Genomic DNA, 12,550 nt, shown 5'->3' with positions numbered 1-12,550 from the left:
CGCTGGGTAGACGACGCCTTAAAGGCCCTCCAAGCCCAAGGCATCAAACTCCCCAAGAGGCAGAAACATCAAAAGGCCACCCTGGCCGAACTCCTCACCCTCGCCCTCTTCATCCTCCTTCAGGGCCAAGACCTCGCCAAAGGCTACCTCGCCGCTAAGGTCACCCTCCGCGCTTACTTCCCCTCTCTCCCCCACCTCTCCCGCTTCCACCGGGTGCTCAAAAACGCGCGTTCCCTTTTGGCCCACCTCGCCCAAACCCTGGCCGGGGGAGAAGGCTTGCGCAAGCTAGGGGCTTCGCCCGTGACCCAGGTGGTGGACCTCAAACCCATCCCCTTAGCCCACGGCCACCGCGTCCACCGCTTCTCCCTTCCCGAGTCCGCCGCGGGGGTGGGGCCCTTGGGCGCCTTCGCGGGCTTGGTGGCGGTGATGAACGAGAGAGGCCTGTTTTCCAAGGTGTTCCCCTGACGGGGTCTTTTGGCGCGGGTGAACCTCATCCGCAAGGTACGCTATCGCGTGACCTTAGCCCACAACCTCATCCGGAGCCGGATCCTTCTCAGGATGGCGGGGGTGGGGGATTTGAGGTAGCACACGAAGGAGAATGCAGAAGGCCGCTATCGTTTCTCTGAGCCTAGCGGCCTCTATTTTTGCATCCCAAGGCAGAAAATAGGTGGCAACTTGGGTAAATGCTATTCTTAGGCCGTGCTGCGGGTGGTGGTCCGGCCAGGCAAGGAGCGGAAGCTCAAGAACTTCTACCCCAACCTCTACCGGGACGAGATCCAAGAGGCTCCCCCCGGGGCAGGGGTGGCGGAGGCGGTGGCCCAGGACGGGAGCTTCCTGGCAGTGGGGTACTATGATCCCCGCTCCAAAGCCCCCTTCCGCGCCTTCCGCTTTGACCCGGGGCCCTTGGACCGGCGCTTCTTCCTTGCTCGCTTCCAAAAGGCCCTAGCGAAGCGGGAGGGGCTTGGGACCTTCCTTCGCCTCGTCCACGGGGAGGCGGACGGGCTTCCGGGGCTGGTGGTGGACCGCTTTGGCGAGGTTTTGGTCCTCCAGGTGCGCGTCCGAGGGATGGAGGCCTTAAGGGAGGTGTGGTTCCCGGCCCTCCTCGAGGCCACCCTCCCCAAGGGGGTCTACGAGCGGAGCGACGTGGAGAACAGGCGGCAGGAGGGCCTCCCGGAGCGGGTGGGGGTGGTCTACGGGGAGGTGCCCGAGGTCTTGGAGGTGGAGGAGGATGGCCTCCTCTTTTCCATCCCCCTGGCCCTAGCCCAAAAGACCGGTTTTTACCTGGACCAGCGGGAAAACCGCCGCCTCTTTGAGGCCATGGTGCGGCCGGGGGAGCGGGTGCTGGACGTGTTCAGCTACGTGGGGGGCTTCGCCCTTCGGGCGGCCCGCAAAGGAGCCTACGCCCTGGCGGTGGACAAGGACCTACAGGCCCTTTCCGTCTTGGACCGGGCGGCCCTACGGGCGGGGCTACGGGTGGATATCCGGGCTGGGGAGGCCCTCGAGGTCCTGCGGGGCCTGCAGGGGTCCTTCCATCACGTCCTCCTGGACCCGCCCACCCTGGTGAAGCGCCCGGAGGAGCTCCCCGCCATGAAGCGCCACCTGGTGGACCTCACCCGGGAGGCCTTACGGCTCCTCGCCCCCGGGGGCTACCTTTGGCTTTCCGCCTGCAGCTACTACCTCAAGGTAGAGGACCTCCTGGAGGTGGCCCGCCGCGCGGCCGGGGACCTGGGCCTGCGCCTGCGGGTGCACGCCGTCACCTACCAGCCCAAGGACCACCCCTGGAGCCTCCATGTGCCGGAAAGCCTCTACCTCAAGACGCTCATCCTGCAGGAAGACGCCCTTTAAGGGGGTATGATGGAAGGCGAAGCACCCTGGGGGTGCGGAAAAGGAGGCCAGTATGGAAGTAGCACGGGGTCTAGAAGGTGTCCTGTTCACGGAAAGCCGGATGTGCTTCATTGACGGGGAGGCGGGAAAGCTTTACTACTACGGCATCCCCATCCAGGAGCTCGCCGAGAAGAGCACCTTTGAGGAAACCACATTTCTCCTCCTCCACGGCAGACTTCCCAAGCGAGAAGAGCTGGAGGCGTTCAAGCGGGACTTGGCTTCCCGCCGGGGCTTGCCGGAGCACCTCCTCTTCTCCTTCCGCCGCTACCCCACCTCCGCCCATCCCATGAGCTTCCTGCGCACCGCCGTGTCCGAGCTGGGGATGCTGGACCCCACGGAGGGGGATATCTCCAAGGAGGCCTTGTACCAAAAGGGGCTGGACCTCATCGCCAAGTTCGCCACCATCGTGGCCGCCAACAAGCGGCTTAAGGAAGGTAAAGAGCCCATCCCGCCCCGGGAGGACCTCTCCCACGCCGCCAACTTCCTCTACATGGCGAACGGGGTGGAGCCCTCCCCCGAGCAGGAGCGGCTCATGGACGCCGCTCTCATCCTGCACGCGGAGCACGGCTTCAACGCCAGCACCTTCACCGCCATCGCCGCCTTTTCCACGGAAACCGACCTCTACTCCGCCATCACCGCCGCCGTGGCTTCCCTGAAGGGTCCCCGGCATGGCGGGGCCAACGAGGCGGTGATGAAGATGATCCGGGAGATCGGTACCCCGGAAAGGGCCCGGGAGTGGGTCCAGGAGAAGCTGGCCAAGAAGGAGCGCATCATGGGCATGGGCCACCGGGTTTACAAGGCCTTTGATCCGCGGGCCGGGGTCCTGGAACGCTTAGCCCGGTTGGTGGCGGAAAAGCACGGCCACTCCCAGGAGTACCAGATCCTCAAGATCGTGGAGGAAGAAGCGGGGAAGGTCCTAAACCCCCGGGGCATCTACCCCAACGTGGACTTCTACTCGGGGGTGGTCTACTCTGACCTGGGCTTTGGCCTGGAGTTCTTCACCCCCATCTTCGCCGTGGCCCGCATCTCGGGTTGGGTGGGGCACATCCTGGAGTACAAGGAACTGGACAACCGCCTCCTGCGCCCCGACGCCAAGTACATCGGCGAGTTGGATAGGCCCTATATTCCCTTGGAGGAGCGCTGAGGTTTTTGCGGGCTTGGGGCGTTAGGCCCCAAGCCCTTTTTACAGGCCGCAGAAGACCTCGTAGTCAATGAGTTCCCGTTGCGTGGGGTGGTCCCCGCACACGGGGCAGGTGGGGTTGCGGCGCACCTTAAGCTTGCGGAAGCCAACCTCCAGGGCGTCGTAGAGGAGGAGGGAGCCCGCAAGGGGCTTGCCGAGGCCCAAGAGGATCTTTAGGACCTCCGCCGCCATGAGCGCCCCCACCACGCCCGGCAGTACCCCGAACACCCCGGCCTCGGCGCAGGAGGGCACGGAGCCGGGAGGCGGGGGTTTAGGAAAGAGGCAACGGTAGCAGGGGCCCATCTCGCCCTCCGCCGTGGGGTGATGGAAGACCGCCACCTGGCCGTCAAACTGGTAAACGGCCCCGAAGACCAGGGGCTTTCCCAGCAGGACGGCGGCGTCGTTCACCAGGTAGCGGGTGGGGAAGTTGTCCGAGGCGTCCACCAAGACCTCGTAGTCCTTCAGGATCTCCAGGGCGTTTTCCGAGGTGAGGCGGACCGGGTGGGCCTCAATCCGTACCAAGGGGTTTAGGGCTAGGAGGCGTTCCTTGGCCGCCAGGGCCTTGGGCTTGCCCACATCCTCCGTGGCGTAGAGGACCTGGCGGTGGAGGTTGGAGAGCTCCACCCGGTCCATCTCCACGATCCCCACCCGGCCCACCCCCGCCGCCACCAGGTACTGGAGGACCGGCACCCCCAGCCCCCCGGCCCCCACCACGGCCACGGAGGCCTCCTTAAGTCGCGCCTGCCCCTCGGGACCCACCTGGGGCAGGATCATCTGCCGGTGGTAGCGGTCCAGCTCCTCCTTGGTCCACATCTAGGCCTCCCGGGTGCCGAAGCCGGGGGGAAGGAAGTCGGGGTAGTCGGGGTTGCCCTTGCGGTCGGGGAGCTTCGGGATGAGGTCCGAGGGGTGGGGCTCCCCCTTGCGGCAGTAGGGGCAGTCGTGGCGCACCTTGTAGCGCACGGGGCGGGCGGGGATGCCCAAGGCGATGGCGTGGGGTGGAACGTCTCGGGTGACCACGGCCCCCGTGCCCACCATGGCGTCGTCCCCGATGCGCACCCCGGCCAGGATGGTGGCGTGGTAGGTGATGCGCACCCCGGCGCCGATGATGGTCTCCTTGAGCGTCACGTCGGGCGAGGCCAGGACGTGGTGGGTGTGGCTGTAGACATTCACGTAGTCTGAAAGGGAGGTTCTGTCGCCGATCTTGATTCCCCCGATGTCGTCCAAAAGGACATAGCGGTGGACCACCACGTCATCCCCGAGTTCCAGGTTGTAGCCCACGGAGAACTCCACGTTCTGGAAGAACTTGGGGTTTTTCCCCACCCGCTTGAAGATGAAAGGAGCTAGGGCCCGCCTGATGGCCACCCCGGAGTGGACGGACTGGCCGAGGGGAGTGAGGTCCAGCACCTTCCAGAACCAAAGGAGGGGCTTCACCTTGCGAAACTTCTCTAGGTCGGTGGCGGCGTAGTACTCCGCCTCAAAGGTGATCCCCTCTGGGTCCAGCCCTAAGGCGGCCAAGGGGTTTGTCTCCAGGAGCTCGGCGTAGGGCTGACCGTAGAGGAGGCGGGCGAGTTCCTCCCGCACCAGGACGCTCCGGTCCACGTTGGGGTCGGAAAGGCGTTCCGTTAGGCTTCCCAAATAGCGCTCCAGAGCCTTTTCGTGCAGGGGGGCGATTTCGCGGGGAAGGAGCCAAGGCATAGGGTTATGCTAACCCTCCCTTGCCCCAGGGAAAACCCCTGGGCTCACCCTACGGAGGAGCGGTAGCCCAGCTCCCTCAGGGCCTCGGGGTCCTTGCGCCAGTCGGGGTAGACCTTGACCTCGAGGTCCAGATACACCTTCCGGTTCAGGAAAACCTCCAGCTGCTTCCTCGCCGCCTGGCCGATCTCCTTGAGCTTCCTTCCCCCTTCCCCGATGACGATGCCCTTTTGCGAGGGGCGCTCCACATAGAGGAGCGCCTTGATGTAGAGCACCCCGTTCTCTCGCTCCGCCACCTCCTCCGTCTTCACGGCGATGGCGTAGGGCACCTCGTGCCAAAGCCGCTTCATGGCTTCTTCCCGGATGATCTCCGCCACCCATTCTCCAAACTCCTGGTCGCTTTTGGCGAAGTCCTCCGGGTAAAAGAAAGGACCTTCGGGTAAAAGGGCCAAAAGCTCCGCCTTGAGCTCCGCCACCTGCCTTTCGTCCAAAGCGGAAAGCGTCCGGGGCTCAGCCTCGGGCAGGAGGGCGTGGTAGGCCTTTAGGGCTTCCTCGGGGTACTTGGCGGCGTCCAGCTTGTTCCCCACCAGGAGGATGGGCACCTTGCCCGCCAGGGACTTGAGGGCCTTGGCCACCAGCTCGTCCTCCGGGGTGGGGGGGTGGCGCAGGTCCACCACCCAGACCACGGCGTTCACGTCCGCCAAGGCCTCGTAGACCTCCTGGTCCATGAACTCCCCCAGGGCGTCCATGGGCTTGTGCAGGCCGGGGGTGTCCACGAAGACGATCTGCCGCTTCCCCTCCGTGAGGATGCCCCGAAGGCGCTTCCTCGTGGTTTGGGGCTTGGGGCTGATGGGGGCCACCTTGACCCCCAGGAGGTTGTTGAGCAGGGTGGACTTGCCCACATTGGGCTTACCCACGATGGCCACAAATCCGGAATAGGTCTTCTCGCTCATGGTTCAGGTGATCCCGGCTCCCTGGGATTGCCCTCAAGGGGCGGAAGCCGGACCTTCTAGGCTTTCCAGTATACTCCAGGCCGTGGACCCCTTGGCCTTGGCCTTCCTTCCCGGGATTGGGCCCAAGCGGCTTTTGGAAGTGCTGGCCCAGGAAGACCCCCTTGGCTTTCTGCGGGAGCGCTTTCCCCAAGCGGCGGCCCTTTACCGGGAGGCAGAAGGGCGGGCAAAAGGGGAACGAAGGCGGGCGGAGGCCCTGGGGGTGCGCATCCTTGGCCTCTGGGAAGAAGGGTTTCCCGAAGGCCTAAAGCGGCTTCCCCAGCCTCCCACCCACCTCTACCTCCAGGGGGAGATTCCTGAGGAGGAAAAGGCGGTGGCCGTGGTGGGCACCCGCCGGGCCTCGGCCTGGGCCTTGGGCTTCACCCGGAGGCTCGCCCGGGAGCTGGCCGAGGCGGGGGTATGGGTGGTTTCGGGCCTCGCCCGGGGCGTGGACCGGGAGGCCCACCTGGGGGCCTTGGAAGGGGGCGGGCGGACCCTAGGGGTTTTGGGGAGCGCCTTGGACCGGGTTTATCCCCCGGAACACCGCGCCTTGGCGGGGCGTATGGACCTGGTTTCCGAGTTTCCATTGGGAACGGGGCCGAAGCCGGAGTTCTTCCCCCGGCGGAACCGCCTCATCGCCGGGCTTGCCCGGGCGGTTTTGGTGGTGGAAGCCCCTCTGGACTCCGGGGCCCTCATCACCGCCCGCTACGCCCTGGAACTGGGCAAGGAGGTGATGGCGGTGCCAGGCCGCCCCACGGACGACGCTTCCTTGGGCGCCAACCGCCTCATCCAGGACGGGGCGTACCCGGTGCTTTCCGCCGAGGACGTTCTCTCCTACCTGGGTTTCGCCCCAAAGCCCAAGGCTCCCCCCGGGCTTTCCCCGGAGGAGGAGGCCCTTTGCGTCCTTCTCCGCCAGGGGGAAGCCCTTCCTGAGGACCTGGCCCAGGCCTTGGGGATGCCTGCGGAGCGGGTGCTTTCCCTCCTCACCCTACTAGAGCTAAAAGGCCTGGCCCGGGCCCTGCCGGGCGGGCGCTACGGGCCAGGCTAAGCCTTACTTTGCCTTCTCGTAGAGCTTCTTGGCGATCTCGTAGAGCTCACCCGGGTGGAACTCGGGGGCGAACTCCGCGGCATCGTGGCCGGCGTCAAACACCGGGCCGCCCGTGGGGGGGCCGTCCACCACCACCACCTCGGTTCCGTCCTCGGGGGAGGCGCCCTTCCAGATGAGGCCCAGGTCTTGGTAATCGGAGGGGCTAAAGCGGTAGAGGTTGCGGTGGAAGCCCAGGTCCATGTACTTCTTGGCCTCGGGGATCTTGCTGTTCTCTAGGCGGGGGATGGGGAGCATCTTGGTCATCTCCACCCCGGTGAGGGTTTCCAGGGCCTTGCCGTAGGCGGCGGCGTGGACCCCGCCCCGCACCAGGAGGTAGCCGATCATCTCCCGGGCCACAGGGTTGTCCGTCATCTCGTAGACCCGGAGCTTGTGGGTGCGGGCCGCCACCTCCAGGAAGAAGTTGTGCAGAAGGTCCAGGATGAGGTTGCCGCTGGTGAAGACGTACTCCCCGTTCCAGTGCTCGCCCATGGCCCCCATCACCAGGGTGTTGGCCCCCCCGGCGATGAAGTGGGCGGCGTTGCGGGCATCCTTGGCGAAGCCCAAGGGGGCGCTTACGGGGTCCACCCCTTCCTCCAGGTCCTTGCCGGGGTTCTTGGCCAGGAGGCTGTTGATGGTGGCGGAGACGAGCTCAATGTGCCCGAGCTCCTCCGTGGCGATGTTGGCGATGAGGTCGTAGTAGGGCTTGAGCGCCTTCTTCCCCCGGAAGTTGAAGGACTGGTACATGTAGTTCATCAGGGTGGACATCTCCCCGAACCGCCCGCCCAGAAGGGCCTGCACCGCCGCGGCGGCGTTGGGGTCCTGCTCCTTGGGCATGGGCAACTCAATCTGCAACCGATCTATCCTCAGAAACATACCCACCTCCTTTGCCAGGGGGTTTTCCCGCCTGGCACTTTCCACCTTAGACGGGCGGGATCTATAAGTCCAATAGATTATGGTTCCTCTTACCATAAAATATTGCTATGGGACCCACCTTGGATCAGTTGCGCTACTTGGTGGTCTTGGCCGAGGAGGGAAGCTTCACTCGGGCGGCGGAACGCGTGTACCTCACCCAACCCGCTTTAAGCGTGCAGATCCGCAAGCTGGAAGAGGCTTTAGGGGTGCGGCTTTTTGACCGCAGGAAGGGATCGCCCACGGAGGTGGGGCAGGCGGTGGTGGCTCAGGCGCGGCGGGTGCTGGAGGAGGTGGAGCGCCTTGTAGCCCTGGCTCGAGGCCAGGAAGGGGTGTTCCAAGGTCCCTTTCGCGTGGGCGTCATCCCCACCTTAGCCCCCTATCTCCTTCCTCGGCTCCTTCCCGGTGGGTGGCGCGGTACCGGCCTGACCTTTTCCATCCGGGAGGAGCTCACCCGGGGATTGTGGCGGGCATTCTGGAAGGGCGGTTGGATGCAGGGCTGGTGGGTACCGAAGAACGGGCGCCGGGCCTCCAAGCCCTGCCCATTTTTTCCGAAAGCTTTTTGGCTATGTTTCGCCGCGCCACCCCCTTTACGCCAGGGAGGCCTTGCACCCCTTGGAGATCCCCTTGGAGGATACCTGGATTCTTTCCGAGGGTTTTTGTTTCCGGGACCAGGTACTCTCCGTGTGCCGCCCTAGCCTGTCCAAGCGGGCGGTGGAGTTCCAAAGCGGGGATTTGGAAACCCTGGTCCGCTTGGTGGAGGAGGTGGGCGGGCTTACCCTTCTACCAGAGGTGGCCCTTTGGACGTTACCTCCAGAGAAGCGGGTCCACCTGAGGCCCCTTCTGCCCCCGGGGGCGGGGCGCACGGTGTACCTCCTTCTGCGGGAAGGAAGCCTCAAGGCCCCTGTGGCCCAAGCCCTGGCGCAGGAGGCCCAAGAGGTCTTCCCCGCGCTACGCCTTTTTTCCCCGAAGGAAGAAGGCGTTATGATGGGGGCGGAGGTTCGCCATGACCAAGCCTGAGGCCAAAGGCGGGGACGTGCACATCAAAGCCGGGCTTATCTGGATGAACGGGGCTTTGGTACCCCAAGAGGAGGCCAAGACCAGCGTTCTAAGCCACGCCTTGCACTACGGGACCAGTGTCTTTGAGGGCATCCGGGCCTATGAAACCCCCAAAGGCCCCGCCATTTTCCGCCTAAAGGAGCATGTGCGGCGCTTTTATAACTCCGCCAAGGTGCTCCGCATGGAAATCCCCTTCACCCCCGAGGAGCTGGAGGAGGCCATCAGGGAGGTGGTGCGGAAAAACGGCTACAAAAGCTGCTACATCCGCCCCCTAGCCTGGATGGGGGCCAAGGCCCTCGGGGTGAACCCCCTGCCCAACAACCCGGCGGAGGTTATGGTGGCCGCCTGGGAGTGGGGGGCCTATTTGGGGGAGGAGGCGGTGCGCAAAGGGGCTAAGCTCATCACCAGCTCCTGGGCCCGCTTCCCCGCCAACGTGATGCCAGGCAAGGCCAAGGTGGGGGGCAACTACGTGAACTCCGCCTTGGCCAAGATGGAGGCGGTGGCCGCGGGGGCCGACGAGGCCCTTTTGCTGGACGAGGAGGGCTACGTGGCCGAGGGGAGCGGCGAGAACCTCTTCTTCGTGCGGGACGGGGTTATCTACGCCTTGGAGCACTCGGTGAACCTCGAGGGCATCACCCGGGACTCGGTGATCCGCATCGCCAAGGACCTGGGCTACGAGGTGCAGGTGGTGCGGGCCACCCGCGACCAGCTCTACATGGCGGACGAGGTCTTCATGACCGGCACCGCCGCCGAGGTGACCCCGGTGTCCATGATTGACTGGCGGCCCATCGGCTCCGGCACGGCGGGCCCCATCGCCCTGCGCCTGCGGGAGGTTTACTTGGAGGCGGTCACGGGGAGGCGGCCGGAGTACGAGGGGTGGCTCACCTACGTCACTTCCTGAGCCAATCCTGGAGCACCCTCTCGTAAAGCTCGGAGTCTAGGCGGGGCTTCTCGTATAGCCCCGCCTTTAGGCGTTGCCGTTGCGCCTCAAAGAGGATGACCGCCCCAGCCACGCTCACGTTGAGGCTCTGCACCATGCCGAACATGGGGATCTGGATGGCCCCGTCCGCCAAGGCCAGGGCCTCCTCGGAAACCCCCCACTTCTCCGCCCCCAGGAGGATGGCGGTGGGCTTGGTGTAGTCCACCTCCCGGAAGTCCTGGGCGTCCTCCCTTAGGGCGGTGGCGTAGACGCTAAAGCCCCGCTCCCGGAGGAAGCGGAAAGCCGTTTGGATGTCCGGGTGGACCCGGAGGTAGACCCACTTGTGGCTTCCCCCGCTGGTTTCGTTGAAGGTGGGCACGCCCCCCGTGGGGTTCACCGCATGGGCCTCCAGCACCCCCACGGCGTCGCAGGAGCGGAGGATGGCGGAGAGGTTGTGGGGCTTGTGCACGTTTTCCAGGAGCACCGTGAGGTCGGGTTGCCGCCGCTTGAGGACTTCTTCTATGCGCCTTCTACGGGCCTCCGTCACGCTCTCTAAGCTTAGCGATCAGGGGCTTTATAAGCGAGCGCTTGAGCTTCAGGGACTGGCGGTTCACCACGAGCCGGGCGGTGGAGTGGGCCAGGACCTCCACCTCCACAAGCCCCGCCGCCTTTAGGGTGGCCCCAGTCTGCACCACGTCCACCACGGCGTCCGCCAGGCCCGTGACCGCGGCCAGCTCAATGTTGCCGGTAAGCTCCACCACGTCCGCCACCCAGCCCCGCTCCCGCAGGAGCCGGGCGGTGAAGCTCGGGTACTTGGTGGCGATGCGGCGGATGGGGGAGGTGTCCCCGGGGCGCCGGATGAGGGAAAGACGGCAGGCGCCAAACCCCAGGTCCACGGGCTCGTAGAGGTCCCGCCCCGAGTCCAGGAGGATGTCCTTCCCCACCACCCCAATCTCGGCGATGCCTAGGTCCACGTAGACGGGCACATCCTTGTTGCGGAGTTCCAGAAGGGCCACGCCGCCTTCTTCCCCGTGGAGGAGGGCCCGGGCGTCCCGGATGGGGGGAAGGGGAAGGCCCGCTCGCCGCAGGGCCTCGTAGGCTTCCTGGAACATCCGCCCCTTGGGCAGGGCCACGGTGAGGGCGTAGCGCTTCACGGCACCTCCCAGATGCGTTCCCCTTCCGCCAGGAAGGGGATGCCCTTGGCTTTAGCGTAGGCCACGGGGTTGTCCCCGTGGAAAAGCTCCACCCGCTTTTCCCGGGCGAAGCGGCGGAGGGCTTTGAGGTCCAGGGCCAAGACCTCGGGGGGCGCTTCCACCTGGGGGGGCTTGAGCGCCTCCAAGACCCGTTCCACCCCCAGGGCGAAGCCCGCCGCCTGGGGCAAAAGGGCCCCGTCGTACCGCCCGCCTCCCAAAAGGGGGAGGCCGAAGCTCGGGGTGTAGGCCCGGAAGAAGATGCCCGAGTAGTACTCGTAGCGCCGGGCCATGCCCAGGTCCAGGAGGACGGGCCTATCCAGAAGGGCCAAGGTGGCTTCCAGCCCCGCCAAGGCCGCCTGGGCCCGCGGGGGAAGGGGGAGGGCTTGGGCCTCCTGGAGGACCTCGGGCTCCCCGTAGAGGTCGGGGAGGGCCAGAAGCGCCTTTTTGATCTCCTCCGGCACCGGGTGGCGGGCGAGGAGGGCGGTGAGCTCGGGGAGGTTCTTGCGGTGGATGGCTGCCTGCGCCGCCTTCTTGGCCCCTGGCGGCAGTCCCGAGGCCCGGAGCACCTCGCCCACCAGGCTCGGAAGCCCCACCTCCACCACCCCTTCTATGCCCAAGGCCTCGAGGGCGGCGAAGGCCAGGTGCAACACCTCCGCGTCCGCCTTGGGCCCCGTGACGCCGATGAGCTCTAGCCCCACCTGGGTGTACTCGCGAAGCCGCCCCAGCTCCGCGTCCCCTTCCCGAAGCCACAGGGCTCCGGCGTACTGGAAGCGGTGGACCCCCTCCCCCAGGTGGGGCCTTAGGAGCTTGGCCAAAAGGGTGGTGAACTCGCTCCTTAGGGCCAAGACCTCCCCCGTCTTGTCCACCAGCTTGAAGGCCCGTGCCGCCAGGGGGTGGTGGGGGTCGTAGACCTCCAGGGCGGGAAGCTCCACGGGCTCGTACCCGTGGCGCAGGAAGAGCGCCTGAAGCCGCCCCTGGAGCTCGGCCTTCAGCCTGGCCTCGGGGGGGAGGAGGAAGCGGGTGCCCTCGGGGATCATTCCTTCACAAGGATTTCCACGCCCAGGATCTGGTCCCGCTCCCCTCCTGCTCCCGGGCCCTCTGTGGAGGCGAGGCGGCGCACCACCTCCATCCCCTCCACCACTTTGGCGAAGAGGGTGTACTGGCCCGTGAGGTGGGGGGTGGGGGCCAAGGTGATGAAGAACTGGCTCCCGTTGGAGTTGGGGTCTTGGGTGCGGGCCATGCCCACCATGCCCTCCCGGTCAAAGGCTAGGCCCGGGGCGATCTCCAGGCCGAAGGTGTAGCCAGGCCCACCCCGGCCCGTGCCCGTGGGGTCCCCGGTCTGGGCCACGAACCCGGGGATGACCCGGTGCCAGACCACCCCGTCAAAGTAGCGGTGGAGGGCCAGGAAGACGAAGGAGTTCACCGTGTTGGGCGCCTCTTTTTCCAGGAGGTCTAGGAGGATTTCCCCCTTGGTGGTCTTCAAGCGGGCGTAGTAGTCCTTGCCGGGTTCCAGCACCGGCTCGGGGGCTTGGAAGGAACGCACCGGTTTTTCCGAAAGGTAGGGAAGGGGTTTCATGCTCTCACCCTTGCAGGCGCTAAGGAAAGCGAGGAGTAAAAGGAGGATGCGCACCCCCATAG

Annotated in this window: 12 protein-coding genes and 2 pseudogenes; 6 read left to right on the top strand and 8 right to left on the bottom strand. The window is 65.8% G+C overall.

Translation table 11 applies throughout. The features are described from left to right. The 3 genes and pseudogenes from QT17_RS13895 to QT17_RS10205 form a co-directional block, all read left to right on the top strand. A pseudogene (locus QT17_RS13895) lies at positions 1-447 on the top strand (transposase); the annotation flags it as partial. 252 nt (positions 448-699) lie between these two features. Then, positions 700-1,845, top strand: a complete 1,146-nt coding sequence (locus tag QT17_RS10210; RefSeq protein WP_039459698.1) for a class I SAM-dependent rRNA methyltransferase — start codon at positions 700-702, stop codon at positions 1,843-1,845. A 52-nt stretch (positions 1,846-1,897) separates the two neighbouring features. Next, positions 1,898-3,028, top strand: a complete 1,131-nt coding sequence (locus QT17_RS10205) for a citrate synthase/methylcitrate synthase (protein ID WP_039459696.1) — start codon at positions 1,898-1,900, stop codon at positions 3,026-3,028. A 39-nt stretch (positions 3,029-3,067) separates the two neighbouring features. Here the strand turns inward: QT17_RS10205 and QT17_RS10200 are convergent, their stop codons facing one another. From QT17_RS10200 to era, 3 genes are read right to left on the bottom strand one after another with little or no spacing between them, the layout of a single operon-like run. Continuing rightward, positions 3,068-3,877, bottom strand: a complete 810-nt coding sequence (locus QT17_RS10200; protein ID WP_039459695.1) for a molybdopterin-synthase adenylyltransferase MoeB — start codon at positions 3,875-3,877, stop codon at positions 3,068-3,070. Next, on the bottom strand, positions 3,878-4,759 hold the full coding sequence (locus QT17_RS10195; protein WP_039459693.1) for an acyltransferase: 882 nt from the start codon (positions 4,757-4,759) through the stop codon (positions 3,878-3,880). It lies immediately after the preceding gene. Between the two features lie 44 nt (positions 4,760-4,803). Further along, entirely contained in the window at positions 4,804-5,709 is a 906-nt protein-coding gene (gene era / locus QT17_RS10190) for a GTPase Era (RefSeq protein ID WP_039459692.1), read from the bottom strand. An 82-nt stretch (positions 5,710-5,791) separates the two neighbouring features. Here era and dprA point away from each other — a divergent pair, with 82 nt between their 5' ends. Then, positions 5,792-6,793 (top strand): DNA-processing protein DprA, encoded by a 1,002-nt coding sequence (dprA, locus tag QT17_RS10185; protein ID WP_039459690.1) that lies wholly within the window; start codon positions 5,792-5,794, stop codon positions 6,791-6,793. 3 nt (positions 6,794-6,796) lie between these two features. On the opposite strand, the gene QT17_RS10180 is transcribed toward dprA, so the two are convergent. Further along, positions 6,797-7,705 carry a manganese catalase family protein gene (locus tag QT17_RS10180; RefSeq protein ID WP_039459689.1) on the bottom strand — a complete coding sequence of 303 codons (909 nt, stop codon included), beginning with the start codon at positions 7,703-7,705 and terminating at the stop codon, positions 6,797-6,799. A 107-nt stretch (positions 7,706-7,812) separates the two neighbouring features. Here QT17_RS10180 and QT17_RS10175 point away from each other — a divergent pair. Both QT17_RS10175 and QT17_RS10170 read left to right on the top strand, forming a co-directional pair. Beyond that, positions 7,813-8,761 (top strand): annotated as a pseudogene (locus tag QT17_RS10175) (LysR family transcriptional regulator). Further along, complete coding sequence (locus QT17_RS10170) at positions 8,748-9,701, top strand: branched-chain amino acid transaminase (RefSeq protein WP_039459687.1); 954 nt, start codon at positions 8,748-8,750, stop codon at positions 9,699-9,701. The pseudogene QT17_RS10175 and the gene QT17_RS10170 overlap by 14 nt, the downstream one beginning before the upstream one ends. Here the strand turns inward: QT17_RS10170 and trmH are convergent. From trmH to QT17_RS10150, 4 genes are read right to left on the bottom strand one after another with little or no spacing between them, the layout of a single operon-like run. Then, positions 9,691-10,266 (bottom strand): tRNA (guanosine(18)-2'-O)-methyltransferase TrmH, encoded by a 576-nt coding sequence (trmH, locus tag QT17_RS10165; protein WP_039459686.1) that lies wholly within the window; start codon positions 10,264-10,266, stop codon positions 9,691-9,693. The genes QT17_RS10170 and trmH overlap by 11 nt on opposite strands. Continuing rightward, positions 10,250-10,873 (bottom strand): ATP phosphoribosyltransferase, encoded by a 624-nt coding sequence (hisG, locus tag QT17_RS10160; protein ID WP_039459684.1) that lies wholly within the window; start codon positions 10,871-10,873, stop codon positions 10,250-10,252. The genes trmH and hisG overlap by 17 nt, the downstream gene beginning before the upstream one ends. After that, positions 10,870-11,949, bottom strand: coding sequence for an ATP phosphoribosyltransferase regulatory subunit (locus QT17_RS10155; RefSeq protein WP_039459682.1), 1,080 nt, complete (start codon positions 11,947-11,949; stop codon positions 10,870-10,872). Before QT17_RS10155 ends, hisG begins: the two co-directional genes overlap by 4 nt. Further along, positions 11,946-12,548, bottom strand: a complete 603-nt coding sequence (locus QT17_RS10150; protein WP_039459681.1) for a peptidylprolyl isomerase — start codon at positions 12,546-12,548, stop codon at positions 11,946-11,948. Before QT17_RS10150 ends, QT17_RS10155 begins: the two co-directional genes overlap by 4 nt. Positions 12,549-12,550 lie beyond the last annotated feature (2 nt).

Source organism: Thermus sp. 2.9 (assembly GCF_000794385.1).
In the GTDB taxonomy this organism is placed as follows: Bacteria; Deinococcota; Deinococci; order Deinococcales; family Thermaceae; genus Thermus; species Thermus thalpophilus.
The sequence above is the reverse complement of the archived record's forward strand: the minus strand, read 5'-3'. Positions and strand labels throughout refer to the sequence as shown.